The 15,552-nt window shown below is 49.7% G+C and carries 16 protein-coding genes; 1 reads left to right on the top strand and 15 read right to left on the bottom strand.

Going from position 1 to position 15,552, the window contains the following annotated elements; translation table 11 throughout:
- Positions 1-571: 571 nt before the first annotated feature.
- The 13 genes from KQI79_RS22910 to KQI79_RS22970 all read right to left on the bottom strand — a co-directional run bounded on the left by KQI79_RS22910 (position 572) and on the right by KQI79_RS22970 (position 12,632).
- Positions 572-1,252: a CAP domain-containing protein gene (locus tag KQI79_RS22910; RefSeq protein ID WP_216540636.1), complete on the bottom strand. Its 681-nt coding sequence runs from the start codon at positions 1,250-1,252 to the stop codon at positions 572-574.
- 122 nt (positions 1,253-1,374) lie between these two features.
- The gene (locus KQI79_RS22915) at positions 1,375-1,935 is read right to left on the bottom strand and encodes a hypothetical protein (RefSeq protein ID WP_216540637.1); all 561 of its coding nucleotides are present in this window, start codon (positions 1,933-1,935) and stop codon (positions 1,375-1,377) included.
- A gap of 125 nt (positions 1,936-2,060) precedes the next feature.
- The gene (locus tag KQI79_RS22920) at positions 2,061-3,590 is read right to left on the bottom strand and encodes an MDR family MFS transporter (RefSeq protein WP_216540638.1); all 1,530 of its coding nucleotides are present in this window, start codon (positions 3,588-3,590) and stop codon (positions 2,061-2,063) included.
- A 90-nt stretch (positions 3,591-3,680) separates the two neighbouring features.
- Positions 3,681-4,238, bottom strand: a complete 558-nt coding sequence (locus KQI79_RS22925) for a PadR family transcriptional regulator (RefSeq protein WP_216540639.1) — start codon at positions 4,236-4,238, stop codon at positions 3,681-3,683.
- Positions 4,239-4,384: 146 nt separating this feature from the next.
- Positions 4,385-4,699: an MGMT family protein gene (locus KQI79_RS22930; RefSeq protein ID WP_216540640.1), complete on the bottom strand. Its 315-nt coding sequence runs from the start codon at positions 4,697-4,699 to the stop codon at positions 4,385-4,387.
- Between the two features lie 93 nt (positions 4,700-4,792).
- The gene (locus tag KQI79_RS22935; protein WP_216540641.1) at positions 4,793-5,917 is read right to left on the bottom strand and encodes a Ger(x)C family spore germination protein; all 1,125 of its coding nucleotides are present in this window, start codon (positions 5,915-5,917) and stop codon (positions 4,793-4,795) included.
- A 1-nt stretch (position 5,918) separates the two neighbouring features.
- Positions 5,919-7,007: a GerAB/ArcD/ProY family transporter gene (locus KQI79_RS22940; RefSeq protein WP_216540642.1), complete on the bottom strand. Its 1,089-nt coding sequence runs from the start codon at positions 7,005-7,007 to the stop codon at positions 5,919-5,921.
- Positions 7,004-8,542, bottom strand: a complete 1,539-nt coding sequence (locus KQI79_RS22945) for a spore germination protein (RefSeq protein ID WP_483311408.1) — start codon at positions 8,540-8,542, stop codon at positions 7,004-7,006. The genes KQI79_RS22940 and KQI79_RS22945 overlap by 4 nt, the downstream gene beginning before the upstream one ends.
- A gap of 60 nt (positions 8,543-8,602) precedes the next feature.
- Positions 8,603-9,880 carry an MFS transporter gene (locus KQI79_RS22950; RefSeq protein ID WP_216540643.1) on the bottom strand — a complete coding sequence of 426 codons (1,278 nt, stop codon included), beginning with the start codon at positions 9,878-9,880 and terminating at the stop codon, positions 8,603-8,605.
- The gene (locus KQI79_RS22955) at positions 9,877-10,572 is read right to left on the bottom strand and encodes an ArsR/SmtB family transcription factor (RefSeq protein ID WP_216540644.1); all 696 of its coding nucleotides are present in this window, start codon (positions 10,570-10,572) and stop codon (positions 9,877-9,879) included. The genes KQI79_RS22950 and KQI79_RS22955 overlap by 4 nt, the downstream gene beginning before the upstream one ends.
- A 198-nt stretch (positions 10,573-10,770) precedes the next feature.
- Positions 10,771-11,037, bottom strand: coding sequence for a hypothetical protein (locus KQI79_RS22960; RefSeq protein WP_216540645.1), 267 nt, complete (start codon positions 11,035-11,037; stop codon positions 10,771-10,773).
- Positions 11,038-11,089: 52 nt separating this feature from the next.
- Positions 11,090-11,560, bottom strand: coding sequence for a GNAT family N-acetyltransferase (locus KQI79_RS22965; RefSeq protein WP_216540646.1), 471 nt, complete (start codon positions 11,558-11,560; stop codon positions 11,090-11,092).
- Between the two features lie 151 nt (positions 11,561-11,711).
- On the bottom strand, positions 11,712-12,632 hold the full coding sequence (locus KQI79_RS22970) for a DUF4097 family beta strand repeat-containing protein (protein WP_216540647.1): 921 nt from the start codon (positions 12,630-12,632) through the stop codon (positions 11,712-11,714).
- Positions 12,633-12,884: 252 nt separating this feature from the next.
- Here KQI79_RS22970 and KQI79_RS22975 point away from each other — a divergent pair, with 252 nt between their 5' ends.
- On the top strand, positions 12,885-13,817 hold the full coding sequence (locus KQI79_RS22975; protein ID WP_301287965.1) for a DNA-3-methyladenine glycosylase family protein: 933 nt from the start codon (positions 12,885-12,887) through the stop codon (positions 13,815-13,817).
- A 74-nt stretch (positions 13,818-13,891) separates the two neighbouring features.
- On the opposite strand, the gene KQI79_RS22980 is transcribed toward KQI79_RS22975, so the two are convergent.
- Together KQI79_RS22980 and coaW are read right to left on the bottom strand one after the other, a co-directional pair.
- Positions 13,892-14,191, bottom strand: a complete 300-nt coding sequence (locus KQI79_RS22980) for an antibiotic biosynthesis monooxygenase family protein (protein WP_216540648.1) — start codon at positions 14,189-14,191, stop codon at positions 13,892-13,894.
- Positions 14,192-14,231: 40 nt separating this feature from the next.
- Complete coding sequence (gene coaW / locus KQI79_RS22985) at positions 14,232-15,050, bottom strand: type II pantothenate kinase (RefSeq protein WP_216540649.1); 819 nt, start codon at positions 15,048-15,050, stop codon at positions 14,232-14,234.
- Between the last annotated feature and the right edge of the window lie 502 nt (positions 15,051-15,552).

Here is a 15,552-nt window from a genome sequence, read left to right on the forward strand (position 1 = left end):
CAAATGGGTTATGAAGTAGAGCTACGTGAGATAGTCCCAGCATAACTGTAACTTTATGGATATTAATGTTGCTTAGGAAACCTTTTCGGTCCAAGGGACTTTAGCGCTTTAATGTTAAATAGTTTATTTTCGTACAAAACATCTATGATTGCCCTGAAAAGACCGCCTTTTGTACGAAAAATCATACAAATCCGCAAAAAAACCAGTTACATCATCGGTGGCGAGTAATGAAATTGACTCCTTTTGTGCTCATTAGCGTGTTTCTGTTTCGTTACACGAGCAACAAGGTGATTTCCAGGCGATTAGCCTGCTTCCGTTTCGTTTAGCCGCTCAACGGATCGTCAGCCGCGCAGCGGTATTTTGAAATTTTGAAGTTAACAATTTTTGCAGGCATACGCTGCCTTTCGACCGATTCCGGTTAAAAAAACTGCATTTTCACAAGTTTCGGGGAGGAACTTGCCTTCACTGAACGAAGGGGATTTCGACGAACGGGAAACAAGAGGCCATACGTATAAAAACATCCCGCCCCACTCAAACGAGTGAAACGGGATGCTGCAGGCTGCGATCCGCCTTATTTGCTAATAAATTCTTGCACCCAGTCGCCTTGGTAGTATGCAACGCCGATCAGGGTGAAGTTCGGGCTCATAATGTTTTGACGATGACCCGGACTGTTCATCCAAGCGTTCATCACTTCTTGCGGCGTGCGCTGTCCTCTGGCGATGTTCTCGCCCGCGTACCGGTAATCGATACCGTATTGTGTCATCATATCGAACGGAGAACCGTAAGTCGGAGAGTTATGGTCGAAATAACCGTTCGTTCTCATATCGATCGCTTTATCCATCGCCATTTTGGCGAGTTGTTGGTCAACCGCAAGCGGCTTCAGGCCTTCTTTGGCGCGCTCTTGGTTTACCAAGTCAACGACTTGGGAAGCGAATGCGGCTGCATCCGCAGGCACATTTCCTTGATTATTTTGTTGCTTGCCTTGATTTTGATTTCCTTGATTTTGCTTGCCTTGATCTTTATTGCCTTGTTCTTGGTTGCCCTGCTTACCTTGCTCGTTGCCGAATCCAGGCCACGTAATTTTGCCGAAATCAGGTTTTTGAATAACCTTCGTGTCCCGAGGCAACTTATTAAGGATATCTTGCAAAAAGGAACTGCAATCGCCGGCCGGCGCCGCCGATGCCGCTGTAGGTATAATAAGTCCCAGAGCCAATGTAGCAGCAAATACAGTTTTCGTCAGATGTTTTTTCATGTTGATTCATCCTCCTTGGCATTATTGCGAAGCGAACTTCGCTGTCATGTCACTTTCGACATCAACTGATGACAAAATTGTAACATGTATCGCCGCAGGATTCATTTTAAAAATAATGGAAATTATTCTAATAACAAGGATTCTCTCAGCCGACGAACCTCTTCTTCCACATCACTTTGCGCATAGCCTAACTTGCCGTACAACGCTTTGGTGTAATGCTGCATTTTTTCGTTCGCGCTTGCTGCCATATTTTTGAATTCGATCAATTCCCGGATCATCCGGTCCCTTCCCGCTCTCGTAAAAGAATCGTTAATCCGGACTTTAAAGTAATCGTGCACGATATAGTTTCTTGTTCGCAATACTTCGAACAACTCTTGCAAATCGTTGTCTTTCAACCGGTAAGAATGCTTGAGTTCCAATATTAATTGGCCGAGCGTGTTGTTTCGCGTCCGCTCGAACAGCAATTCCAAATCGCGCTCTGTCGGTACCGTCCCTTGCGAATGCCGCAACAGGACGATCATATGGGAAAGCTGGTGCTCAAGCACTTGCGAATAATAGACCGCCAGCCCGAAATAAGCGTATACTTCCCGGCTATGTCTGCTCTCATCGTAACTTTCGCTGGACAACGCCATCATTCCTTTGCATCCATTAATCATCATCGTGCTAACTCGTACTTTTTCCATTCGCACTCCGTTCATTATGAAATAACGAAACGATTTCCCCGTTATCATAACATACTTTACGCTAAGGTTCTCATTCTCAGGGGAGAATTTCTCATTTTCCACGCCAGAACATAAGACTGAATCTTTTAAAGAGTTTCTCCGCTTTCTTCCACGCCAGGCGCAGGCCTTGATACGGTCACCCTTGCGTTCCCCAGCAAAAACACGAATACGGCTGCAAGCAAACCGATCGGAATCGCCCATTGAAACATTACTGCAATCGAATCGCCCAATACGCCGATCAACTTGCCCAGAAGGTCGGGAGGGATCATTTCACGGGCGTTATTCTGCAATAGTATCTGCGGATTGCCGAATTTCTCGGCCAGCGCCTGATCGGACAACAAAGTCTTATATTGTTGTTTTAAATGGTTAGCCTGTATGCCGCCAAGCAAGGCAATCCCGAGCGTATTGCCGACGGATTGGAAAAATCGGACAAGCGAGTTGACGGTGCCGCGTTGATCAATTTCCATATGATGTTGAGCCGCCATAGACGCGATCGGGTAAGAAGCGCCAATGCCGAGGCCCATAACGATCATGCTGCAAGTCAGCACCCAACGCTCTGTTTCGGCTGAAACCGTACTCAACAAAAAAATCGAAGCAAGCAGAAAAACGACGGAACAAATCATAATACTGCGGTATGACATTCGTTTCACAAGAACTCCGCCAAGCGTACTGCTGATCACTAAAGCGATCATCATCGGAGCGATCATCATGCCGGCGTTTGTAGCAGTCCCCCCGAAGACGCCCTGAATAAAGAGCGGAATATAGGAGGCCCCCGCCATCAAAATCATGCCGTAAAAAAAACCGATAGCAATGCTGGACGTAAATAAGCGGTTGCGAAACAACGGCAGCGGAACGAGCGGATCCCGAACTTTTCCCTCGATCCCAATAAAAAGCGCTAGCAGCACAGCCGCTGCCGCAAATAAACCGATAATTGCCGGCGAGTTCCAGCCATAATCCTTCCCCGCCATCTCCAACGCGAACATCGAGCATAGGATCGCTCCCACTAACGTCAGCGTACCCGCCCAATCGATTTGTTGCTTGCGCAATGACAGCGATTCATGATAACAAGAAACGATCAGGATAAAAGCAATCAGTCCGAAAGGCAAATTAATAAAGAAAATCCATCTCCAATCCACAACATCCGTAAAAAATGCGCCAACAAGCGGTCCTAACACGCTGGAAATACCGAAAACGGCTCCGAAGAGCCCTTGCATTTGCCCGCGTTTCTCCGGTGGAAACATGTCGTAAAGAATCGTGAAGATGACCGGCATCAACGCTCCGCCGCCGATTCCTTGCAGCGCGCGGTACAATATCAGTTGCGTCATCGTCTGGGAGCTTCCGCATAATGCCGATCCGATTAAAAAGAGAACCAATCCTGCAATAAAAAAAAGTTTGCGCCCGTACATATCGGATAATTTACCGAACACGGGCATCCCGGCCACGCCGGCAATGAGATAAGCGGAGAACACCCATGCCATCTGCTCCAACCCGCCCAATTTCGAGACGATGGTCGGCACGGCGGTAGCAAGCACCGTCGAATCCAACGAAACAAGCAATAATGCCAAAAGCAAACCGAGTACTGTCCAACGAGTGTTTGATTTTTTTGAGACAGACATATGATCACTCCAATTTTACAATTTTATATACAAGTTTGTATAGTAACACAGCGGGAGTATCCGTTTCTCCGCAAAGCCGTGAAACGGATACTATGGCAGCAAACCTTCGTTAATTTTCGCGATCATTCTTTCGATCCATTGCAGTTCGGCTTCCATACGAGAACGGATTAACGTTAAGTTCTCACGGACAAAACGCGGCGAACCAGGCGGAAAAAGATCGAACTTGATTGTGCTGTTAATGCTTTCGAGAGTGGCTTGAACCAAACCGATCCGATGTTTTAACGCTCCTAGCAATTGTTCCTGCGGAATGCGATTCATAAACATCAGAGCAATATGAAACGAATCGGATCCCGGCTTATAGTCCCATAAGGCAGTATGCAATAAGCGTTCGAATTCCAGGTTCCCCTTATCGGTCACGGAATACAGAATGCGCGACGGTCCCTTTTTACTCTCCAAATTGCCCGTGTGGCCATCCGGCTGCAGCAAGCCTTCGCCAGCCATTTTATTCAGGGCGAAATAAATGGACCCGTACGCGATATTCGCCCATTGATCGGCGCGCCACGCCTCTAATTCCTTACGAACGTCGTATCCGTGAATAGGTTGGTGCTTCAATAGAAGCCCAAGAATTAACAAACGGGTGGATGACATAAATTTTCGTTCCCTCACCAGTACCTGAATTTGTATACAAACTTGAATAGATTGACAATGATTTACTATGCTGCCGTCAATATAAAGAATTATACAATATTGTATAGAGAGAGACAAGGAGAAATTTTCTTAAATCGATCAACACCCTACCGTGCCTCCGGCCAAAATTGATATTCGGGCAAATTGACGCGTTCGTCCTCGTCCAGCCGAACTCCTTCCCCTTGCAGGAACAGCTTCTGCAACTGGTTCGATACTTCGTCTTTGATCGCAATCTCCCCTTTCGCATTGACGATGCGATGCCACGGCAATTGATGCTTCGCGCTCGAGGAATGCAATATTCTGACCACCTGTCTCGCCCCTCTGGGACTGCCGGCCAGCTTAGCAATTTGCCCGTACGTCATGACGCGGCCTTCCGGGATGCGTTGTATCATGTCAATGACTTTGGCGGTAAATGGTTTCACCCTGGTCTCCCCAATCCGTTGTTGAACCTTATACTGCCAGTATAGCATGTTTCCTTCCGCATTGCTTTTAGCCCCAAGTGCTGTAGCCGCTTGTCATTTCATCGCGCCCATGCCCTGTATCTCCACGTCAACCTTCACATTTACCTCCGCATCGGCGAATTCCTCTCCCCAATCGTCTTCGACTTTTTTCCATTGGGGATAGGCATACGCTCTCGCATACATGCCGAATCCGACGGGATCGATTTTCGCGGCCTGTATTTTACGAATAAAATCGGCAAACTGGCGTTCCAGCTCCGATTCGATGCAACGCTCGAGAGCACGCGTTTCCTTTCTCATATCGATCGGAAACAACCGTTCCGTTAAGAAAATGGCCATTTTGATATTGACGTCGAACCGAAACTTGCCGCGGTCGTATCTCGCTTTTTTTCGCGTTTTTACGGAAAAGGTGTTAAAACTTAACTGATTGGTCGGCAGGAAGCGCAAGGAGCTTTTGAATTCCGGAAGCTGCAGCGTCAACGGGAACGCCCCCTTTCCCGGCTGTTTCATCATATTCAGCAGCTTGGTTTCCGTCGAGGAAATCGTAAGCTTGTATTTCTCCCGATCGTCCAGCAGCGCCGTCCCCAAAATTTGAATGTCCCTTCCCTTTAGGCCGATCTCGGTGATCGCCGAAGTCATTCCCTTTTCCTTGTGATGCCGGTAAAATTGCTGCAACGTCGTTCTGACGGTCACGTTCCTGACATAGGCCATGTCGATCACTTTCATCAAATACAAAGGCAAGCGCGGCTTGTCTTTCGGCGATAAACGGATAATATCGTATACAGGCCCATCCACCATGACAAGGCGGGGCGTAACCGTATTTTTCGGATCCCTGTATAGAGCATCGAGAATCGTAGCCCAGCCGGGATGCCGCATCAGCTTTTTGCCTACCAATATGAGTTCTGCCTTGCCTCCGGCCGTCGATCCAAGTACCACCTTATCGAATTCGTCCCTCGATTTGCGCAACGTCGTTGATGTTACCTGAAACTCTTCTTCCTTATCCTTCGCTTCCTTATTGAAGACCGGACTGGAAATGGAAACCTCGAACTCGTTTTGCTCATTCAAATCCATGCCGATCACCAGGGATAGCGTTAAATTCTCGATCAAGTTCTGGTCCTTGCATCCCGTTAACGCGAGTAAGGCTAAACATGTAATAAATACGGCGAAAAGCTTTTTTGTCATTTTATCCTCCGCTCCGAACAAGTTTCCGATGCAACATTATGTATAGAAACAGGAATACCGGCAATGCGCATACTACGATATACGCCCCTTTCACCGCCCAACTCGTCCATCTTTCCGATTCCGCCCACGACGGCTGCAGGACGTAACTCATCACAATCATCGCGATCAGAAACAACGCGACGGCCGGACCGTGGTTCCGGGAACCGAACAATCTCGCCGTGCCGAAGGCCGCACCGAATAAATAAGGGGTCCAAGCAGTTGATACGACAATCAGGTACACAGCAAGATATATCATATCGAACCGTTCCAGAAACCGAAATTCGATCACTTTCAACAAATTCAGCACCGGTTGATTGTACTCCGTAATTTCGTTCGGGCTGAAATAAACGAAACAGATGAGCGTAATGAACAAATACACCAACATCGTCAACGTATTCGCCAGAACCACGCCGCGTACGGCCCATTCCTTTTTCGTCAAGTAGGGATATATAAAATAAACGATCTCGTACCCGACAATCGAATTCGTCGTCACCGTCACGCCGTCCAAAATCGGACCGAGACCCGATTTCCAGACAGGCAGCAAATGAATCAGTTGGCCGTCCCTCAACGGAATCAGGAGAATCAAACTCATCCAAATGGTCAGATAAAAGACGATCTCCGCGTATCTTCCGACGATTTGCAAGTTTTTGGCAACGATAATATAAGTCGGAACGGCAAACAGTATCATGATGTATACGGCGGGGGTCATAGGGAAAAACCATGACTTTATAAACAAAATGGAATTGACGAGAATGCTCCAGCTAAAAAAAGCAAAATAAGCAACAATCGGAATCAAGAGCAATTTCCCGAGAAAACGTCCGAATAGCCGAACGAGTAATTCGGGCAGCGAATCCTGCGGGTATTTGCTCATGACAAGCACAATAAGAATGCCGAAGAACAGGTGGGCCAGCCAGGCCAAAAGAATGCTGATCCAACCGTCGGTTCCGGCCTTTTCCGCCACCAGGCGGGGGAGCGACAAAACCCCCATGCCGACGGCTGCTCCGTGGATGAGAAGCGTATATTGCATGAACGTAATCTTGACGTTTTTCATGGTCGTTTCCCTGCCGGATCTTCTTCCAGCCGATTTTCCTGCTTCGGACGGGGACCGGTCGGACGCTTGATCATCGTCCACAGCGGAAAGCGGAGGAGCGTATCCTTCCAATCTGTGAAGCGCACCGGCCCGAACGGACTCCCGTAAGCCGTACCCAACGATTGCAAGGACAACAGATGCGCAAGCATAATCATCGCTCCGATTACGATTCCCACCAAACCGAACATAAACGCCATCAGCATCATCGGAAACCGCAGCAAACGAATCGCCGCTCCCATATCATGATTGGGAATGACGAAAGACGCGATGGCCGTGGAAGCGACGACGATCACCATAATGTTGCTGACGATTCCGGTTTGGACGGCCGTTTGGCCGATAATGATGCCGCCGACGAGGCCTACCGTTTGCCCGATCGGAGCGGGAAGCCGAATGCCCGCTTCGCGCATCAATTCCAACGTAATCTCCATAATGAATGCTTCCATAAACGGGTGAAACGGCACGCGCGCCCTCGATTCCGCGATCGATAGCAGCAATTGGATCGGGATGACCTCATAATTGAACGAAATAAGAGCGATATAGATCGCAGGCAGAAACAAGGCGACAAACGCCGCAAAGAAACGCAGCAAGCGAATAAACGAAGCGCTGATCCAGCGCATGCTGTAATCGTCCACGCTTTGGAAAAAGGAGATAAAAGAGACGGGACCGATCAATACGCTTGGCGAACGATCCACGACGACGGCATATCTCCCCTGCATAACATGCGAAGCGGCCGTATCGGGCCGCTCCGTCAATATGAACTGAGGAAATGGAGAAAACGCATGGTCCTCGATAAATTCGGCTAATTCCCCCGTATTGATGATATTGTCGATCTTCAACTCTTTTATTCTTTGTTCAAGCTTTTCCAATACGGCCGGGTCTGCGACATCCCGCAAATACATGACCGATAATTTGCAATTTCCTCTGGAACTAATGTCAAATTGTTTGATCTTCAATTCATTGTGCGGAATATAACGGCGAATTAAAGCGATATTCTGGCTTCCCGTCTCGACGAATCCTTGATGAGCCCCCTTCAGCGAGGCTTCGAGCTGGGGATCCTCGATGGCGCGCTGCGGCCAACCTTGCGTACCGAGTATAGAAGCCCTGCCGCTTCCCTCGACGAACAAGACGCTTTTCCCGTGATATACGGCATGTTCGACCGCAGACCAATCGGACGTTTTGCGCACATCCCCCGTTGCGACCGGAGGCTGATCGGGGGGATATGACGTCGCGCGAATCAAAGGAAGCACGATATCGTTGTTTATCGAATTTTTATCGGTCAAACTGTCCAAATACACGAGCGCTGCGGGAGTCTCTCCATGTATATGACGCACGACCAGGTCGGGAGTCAGCGTAAACTGCTCCTTAACGTATTGAATGTTTCTGGCGAGCTCCGTATGAACGTTTTCCGGCCCGGGTGCGGGCGGTTGAAGCATGCGATTTTCATTGGCCGAAGGTTTGGGGCGTTTACGAAAAAGCGCTGCTAGAAATGAAAACATGCCGCCCATCCTTTTTCTGTCATTTTGATGGTTAGGTTTCACGGCATTGCCAACATTTATTCATGAAACGGAAACTTCTTTTTGCCTCCATGCCGGATGCTGCTCGATTCGCCGGAAATCGCGGGTAAAGTATAGGCAGATTCCCATGAATGCGACACTCGCGCCTCCGATCGCTAGAACAATTGCAGGCGTTGCGATTTGATGATCGAGCAAAAAAGAAGCCAGAAAATAACTAAGCGGCGACAATCCAAGCCCCATGAGGCGGTTTAAGGAAATAAACCTGCCGAGCATATGCGTTTCGACAACGGTTTGCGCGTAGGTGTTAAAAGGTACGTCGATCATGGTCAGCATCATGCCCAATATCGCCATCACGACAAACCCGTGATAGGCCTGCTGCATGAAACCGAGAGCCGTCAGGCTTCCGCCCATGACGACGACGAACCAGGCAAGCAGATGCAAGCGTCCGCGAAACCCTTTGGATAAACCGACGATGATGCCTCCCGCAACGGCTCCGGCTCCGAGCACTCCCTCCATATTGGCGAACATGCTGCCGTCCCAGTTCAATTGTTTAATCAGGACGGGGAGACCGACATTCAGCGGGCCGTTTAACATGAAATTAATGAGCAGCGATAAGAGCGATAAGAGAAAGAGGATGCGAATCGAAATCATATATTTCGCCCCGTCCATTAGTTCCCTTATAAATCCGGCCGGTTTCGGCGCCTCGTCCCGCCGGCCGGGCGAAACCGGTTTGATCCGGATCGCGAATATAAAAAGAGACCCTAGCGCAAACATCGATGCGTTGACCGCAAACATCACCGGAAATGAAACATGCCCGAGCAGCACCGAAGCGATCAACGGCCCGCCGACGATGCTGATCTGCTGGGAAATCGACAACAGGCTGTTCGCCGCCCCAAGCTGGTCCTTGGCTACCAAAGAAGGTACAATCGCCCCGCTCGCCGGCCAGAAGAAGGCGTCCACCGCTCCGAACAACCCGGCCATGACAAAAGCGGCCGCCGGATACCATGAAGGATCGCAGACGAGAATGACCAGGGAAAATAAGAAGAGCACGGCCCCCCGGGCAATTAAAGACAGGAACATGATCGTCCTCCGGTTGTACCGGTCGGATGCAATCCCGCCAACGAGCATTAAGACCACTCTGCATATCCCCATCGTCATGAGCGCAATGCCGAGCGCCCCTTTCATCGTAACGGTATCGACGAGAAACCAGGATAGCATAATGAGGACGGCCGCGTCCCCGAAGGAAGAAAGAATGTTGCCGACCCATAGCCAATAATAGGATGGAGGAAGCCCGGCAAAATCGCGCAGACCGGCCCTCATGGCGTCCGGTCCTCCTCCCGCTTCTTGCGGACGACAATATCGTCCACCGGTTCGTACGCTTCCGGGAGCGACATTTCGTCCGAAACGTACAACTGTTCGTTCGTCATAAATCCGACGTACGAGAAGAAGAACAATTCGCCAACATCTTGCGCGTCGCCGCGCTGTACCCGCTCGGCATATTTGCTCTCCAATTCCTCGAATTCCTGCACAAGCGCTTTGAATTTTCGTACCCAGTCCTTAATTTCATGCAGCGGAACCTTATACTCCCCGTTTCCGTGCAGCACCGGCGGCCTGGATGATTCCGGGGCGAAGGAGAGAAACGATTCCTCCGGAGCATGGCGGAGGCGGTACATCGCCGACCGCAAATTGTTTAGCATCGTCTCTTGTATGATCGTCGTGTCGGATTTCAAAGACGGAAGCAACTCTTCCGAGATGCGGAAATCGAATGCGACGGCGCGGTAAAATTTTTGGACGATCCCGTTTTTCTCTTCGGTGCGTGTCACTTCGAGCAATCCGTTTCGCTCCATTTCTTTCAAATGATAATGAATTTTGGATGCGGATGTGTGCAAGACGTCGCCTACCTGTTTGCCGGTGTATTCCTGTCTGATCAACATAATTAATATTTCCAGCCGCAACGGGTCGCTGATCGCTTTCAGTTGGTCCGGCGTCTCGATAATCATAAATCGTTTCAACCGATATTCCCTCCAATGTTTTTTAACGTTAAAAATATTTTGAATGTATTATAATATTTAATCGTTGTAAATGCAACATATGCAACTGATCTCTCTCTCGGAAATTTTCGAGGGCGGACGGTTATGTTGCACAAAACCGCCCGAACAGTATAAAGACCGCCGGCAATAACCGGCGGTGCAAACAAATCGTTACTGAAGTTATTTTCTCTTTGTACGAAGCCATAACGTCTTCAACAGGATGAACGCCGCGCAGCCGCCGACGAATAACGCGGCGAATTCCAGATCGGGATTGCCTCGTATGACGCCGAACGATACTTGATGCTGCAAATAGCCCACTTGCGCATAACTGTCGACGATATCCGGCACGTAATGCAGGGTCATATAGTAACCGATGCCGATCTGCACGCCGTAATACACAACGATCAACAATAGGGAAAAGATCACGGATTGCACGATCGTTTTCATATTGTCCGCCCCCTTCGCCAGTTTGCAGTTTTCTGTATCGGCAGGCACGCGATTAGGGAAGATCCGTTCTCATCGCGATCCCGACGATATCCCGCTTTCCTTCCGATATCCGGATTTCGAACGGTTGGAAGCCAAGTTTATGGTAGAGGGCAAGTGCGGCCGTATTCGTGTTATGGCAAATCAGCCGCAATTGGCGCAAATGCAATTCCTCTCTAGCCCTTTCCTTCATGACGTTCAGCAAATATGCGCCCGCCCCGTTGCCCCGGCATTTCGGATTGACGATAATATTTCCTAACCAGGCGTGATCGCGTTCCTTCACATCGTAGAAATTGCCATAACCGGCGACCTCGCCGCCGCGCTCGATCACCGTCGGCAGCACCCGGCTCCTGGCCGCCTCGGCCAACTGATCCGGCTTGAGCGGATAGCTCCCTTTAGGAAACATATAATATTGCTCCGCCGCATTTTGCGGAAACGCCGATATGACCGTAAAATCGATCTCTTTCGCATTTCTGTAGCTGAACATTGAACCACCTTCTTTTTACGGAATATATGTATATACGCAATCCGACTCGAAAAATCCTGCTTTCTCACCGATGTTTTTCGGCGGCGAATCGCCGAATTCCGACTGCAAAGCAAAAAAAGGAGCGAGCCGCCGCTCCTCCCTTATCGTCTCGCTACGGCCGGTCCAGCCTAAAATCCCCCGAACCGGTGCGCACGTTCAGTTGAACGTCTCCCGAACCGAACGTCCCTTTGATCGAACGGCCTTCTTTGTCGCTTTCCTCGTAATTCATGCCGTCCCATCGGATCGTCCCTTTGCCGGAGCCTCCTTTGTATTGTACCGCCAAAGATTCCGGTTGCCGGGCCAGCAAAACGTCCACGTTGCCTGTTCCCGTCTTGAGATCGGCGTCATAGATCAGTTCTTCGAATTCCACCCGAATATTGCCCGAACTCGTTTTCCCCGACAATTTCGCTTCGCCGTCCATCAATTTCGCATTCCCGCTGCCGAGATCAAAAACGAGCGCGTCCGCTTTAAATCCTTCGGCAACCAAATTGCCCGACCGTGAATGGAGCGCGATCGAATCCGACGCCGTCATGTTCGACGCATTAATGTTGCCGCTGCCGGTCTTCACGTTCATGTTCGCTGCGTTCACGCCGGACAAATCGATATTGCCGCTGCCCACTTGCACCTGTAGCGTCTCCCATTGTTTGTCGGGCAGCCCGATCGAAAGCTCGATTTCCTTCCAATTGAATCCGATGTGAAATCCGCGCGGACTGACCATTCCTACCTCCAGGGAATCTCCTTGAGCGTTTATTTTGATGTCCGTCTTCTCCGCGTCGCGGGAGTTTACTCTTCCATGCAAACGAACGCTAATACGGTCCGAATCGCTATGCGTCACCTTCACGTTCGTACTGTCCGCTTTTACCAGAATATCGGATAACTGATCCGCATCGACCGTTTTCTCGATATCAATCTGCTTCGTGCCGAAGGATAGGAAATTTCCCGCAAACCCATACCCCGAACCAAATATGGAATACAATAAGCCAAACAAGCCTGCCGCCACCAGGACGACCCCTAAAAATACCGATTTTCTCATCTCTGTCTCTCCCCAATTCGCAAACTCATGCCGATCTCGCCGAAACCGCCGTTCTTGATCGCAGTTTCAGTATAACACCGGCGCGTCCGTCTTCCACCGGTCGAGCGGTGTAATTCGCACCCGACTTAGGTCCAGTTTGCGGCATCGGCATGCTCTCTTGAAAAATAGGAAAGCAACATTTCGAATCTCGAACCCGGCCGTTTCATGGTACAATATTCGATATCTGGACGATGAAGAAGGAGAACGCCGCCAATGAGCAATCCGCACGGCAATATGGAATATCGCGGGCCGGAGCTGCAAGTGCCCGTGCCGGAAGATTTCAACTTTGCGGAAACGGTAGGCTATATGAGCCGTTCCGGCAACGAATGCATGCACTATATTGATGATGGTACAATATACAAACGGATCCCTGTCGGGCCGGAATATCCGATCGTGAAAATCAGCGGCGGGGGCGAAGAGGCGCTTCATGTCCGGTTTCAAGGGACTGCCGATCCTCCGAGCGCGTCGACGCATTCCGCGGCCGTTCAATATATTAGGGAATGGTTCGATTTGGATACGGATTTGACGCCATTTTACGCCATGGCGCATGCCGACGAATTGCTGCGGCCTACGGTCGACCGTTTCCGCGGCTTGCGCATCGTCGGCATTCCGGATTTATTCGAGGCGCTATGTTGGGCGATTATCGGACAGCAAATCAATCTTGCCTTTGCGTATACGTTGAAAAGGAGGTTCGTCGAACGCTACGGGCGGTGCGCCGAATGGAAAGGAAGGAGTTATTGGCTCTTTCCGACGCCTGAGCGTATTGCCGGCCTGGCCGCGGACGATCTCATCGATTTGCAAATGACCGCCAAAAAATCGGAATACTTGATCGGAGCGGCAAAGCTTATAGCCGAAGGCAAGTTAAGCAAAGAGCTTTTGTTGAACGAGGAACACGGCGGCGGTTCCGCAGAGCAACGGCTTGTCGCCATACGGGGAATCGGACCGTGGACGGCGAATTACGTCATGATGCGATGCCTGCGAATACCGTCCGCTTTTCCCGTTCAAGATGTCGGCCTTCATAACGCCATCAAACATTTGACCGGAACCGAGCGCAAACCGACCGTCGAGGAGATAAAGCAAATGTCGGCCTCATGGACCGGCTGGGAGGCATATGCGACGTTTTATTTATGGAGAGTTCTCTATTAATAGACATGAAGCGCCCCTTTCACGACAAAAATGCCCGGCCCGCCTTTTGTTAAAGAAGCGGACCGGGCATGCGATTAATCCAGCCTGATGTCGATGAAATGCTCGACGACCGGAAACGGATCGTAGAAGTGATGAAGCAGCGCTTTCCACTCCTCATATTCGGGCGATTGCCTGAACCCGACCATATGATCCTTCAACGATTCCCACCTGACGAGTAAAATATATTTATTTTCTTCTTCGATGCATTTCTGCAATTCATGGCTGATGTAACCGTTCATCTTGCGAATGATGTGCGACGCCTTGCGGAAGCTGCTCTCGAACTCGTTTTTCAACCCAGGCTTTATATGCAAAATCGCTACTTCCAAAATTTTCATAGGATCCATTCCCTCTTTGTCCGATTTTTCGGATAATCATTTATCCGATCGCCATAAGCGCCCCAAGCGCACCGCTGTATTCCCCGTTCTCCACAAAATAAGGATTGGCGCCTCTGAACAGGGCCGTTTTTTCCACGACATTCCGTAACGGATCGTTATCGGCAAAGGAAGAACCGATAAACACGATGTCGGCCGTTCCATACTGCCCGCCGGCATGCGCGCTTACCGTAGCCACCGTCTCGCCGACGAATCCGATGACCGAAGCGATCAAATCCTCTTTCTTCGGCGGACTTCCGGCGAACTTGTCGATATTGCCGAAATTGCTTGCCGTCAAATCTCCTGCCAAGGGAGGAACCGCTCCCTCGTAAATTTGAGCGACGGTAAGATCGATGCTGCTTCGGACTCCTTCGCCTGCCAATTTTACGATGGATTCGTAATCGCGCAGTCCTGTCAACAAATAGGACAATCCAAGCACCGTGCCTCCGCCGATGCCGGTACCTCCGACCCTCGCATGCGAATCGGCGTCGAGATAGTGAATCGATGTCCCCGTTCCAACATTGGTTAACAGGAAAGAGGGCATTCCCATTCCGCCTTGATGAAGCAAATGCCGAATTCCCCGGCAAGTGGCTGCGAATTCCGGAATATGCCGCGCGTCGCGTTCCAGCATCGATGCAAGCAAGCGGCTCTTGCCGCCGGTCAAACAAACGATCGCTTCGGGACGATGCTCGTTAATCCATAATGCCGCTTGTGTCAATTGGCTGGAAGGAATCTTATGATACTGAATCGAGTCCTCGCTTCGAAACGCGATCTTCACCAGCGTCCCCCCGGCATCGACGCCAATCTTGGGTATCGTTGCCACCGCTTTTTCCCCCTAACGCCAAATTTGTTTTGTTTCTATTATACTATGAATTTGTTCTATATAGGATTCAACAAAATATAAAGGGCAGCGGTTTCGTGTTCCACTTACGAAAGGGGCCGAACGGATCGACAATTTTTTTATTGACTTTTTCGGACAAGCCGTTATAATTGTTTACATAATATATTATTAATTATTTCCAGTTTAGGACATTATATCTAGATTGCCTCACATTGTTCTACTTCGTAACCAACGCAATACTCCTATCGCTCGTTCGAGCCGTTTCATATATTCCATCATGTCGCTTGACGTTTTGCTTGATCGATCTATTTAACCAAGTTTGCCCATATGAAAGGAGGTGGTTTGTCTTTATATTTGCCAAGGAGGTGATCGTCCACTGTTTCGGCAGTACAGACGCGACAGCGATCGCTGTAATGTATCCGTTCTCATTCCAGCTGCTTTCCTCGCTATGAATTCGAAAGCCCGTTTCGAAAAATTGGAAGGT

This window comes from Paenibacillus sp. MSJ-34, assembly GCF_018918005.1.
GTDB lineage: Bacteria > Bacillota > Bacilli > Paenibacillales > Paenibacillaceae > MSJ-34.

Bases quoted from the DNA above. Each gene is read 5' to 3' on its own strand.
- KQI79_RS22975 (WP_301287965.1), top strand. From the start codon at position 12,885: ATGAGCAATCCGCACGGCAATATGGAATATCGCGGGCCGGAGCTGCAA.
- KQI79_RS22980 (WP_216540648.1), bottom strand. From the start codon at position 14,191: ATGAAAATTTTGGAAGTAGCGATTTTGCATATAAAGCCTGGGTTGAAA.
- KQI79_RS22960 (WP_216540645.1), bottom strand. From the start codon at position 11,037: ATGAAAACGATCGTGCAATCCGTGATCTTTTCCCTATTGTTGATCGTT.
- KQI79_RS22925 (WP_216540639.1), bottom strand. From the start codon at position 4,238: ATGTCATCCACCCGTTTGTTAATTCTTGGGCTTCTATTGAAGCACCAA.
- KQI79_RS22915 (WP_216540637.1), bottom strand. From the start codon at position 1,935: ATGGAAAAAGTACGAGTTAGCACGATGATGATTAATGGATGCAAAGGA.
- KQI79_RS22965 (WP_216540646.1), bottom strand. From the start codon at position 11,560: ATGTTCAGCTACAGAAATGCGAAAGAGATCGATTTTACGGTCATATCG.
- KQI79_RS22940 (WP_216540642.1), bottom strand. From the start codon at position 7,007: ATGAAAAACGTCAAGATTACGTTCATGCAATATACGCTTCTCATCCAC.
- KQI79_RS22970 (WP_216540647.1), bottom strand. From the start codon at position 12,632: ATGAGAAAATCGGTATTTTTAGGGGTCGTCCTGGTGGCGGCAGGCTTG.
- KQI79_RS22910 (WP_216540636.1), bottom strand. From the start codon at position 1,252: ATGAAAAAACATCTGACGAAAACTGTATTTGCTGCTACATTGGCTCTG.
- KQI79_RS22935 (WP_216540641.1), bottom strand. From the start codon at position 5,917: ATGACAAAAAAGCTTTTCGCCGTATTTATTACATGTTTAGCCTTACTC.
- KQI79_RS22920 (WP_216540638.1), bottom strand. From the start codon at position 3,590: ATGTCTGTCTCAAAAAAATCAAACACTCGTTGGACAGTACTCGGTTTG.
- KQI79_RS22945 (WP_483311408.1), bottom strand. From the start codon at position 8,542: ATGTTTTCATTTCTAGCAGCGCTTTTTCGTAAACGCCCCAAACCTTCG.
- KQI79_RS22950 (WP_216540643.1), bottom strand. From the start codon at position 9,880: ATGAGGGCCGGTCTGCGCGATTTTGCCGGGCTTCCTCCATCCTATTAT.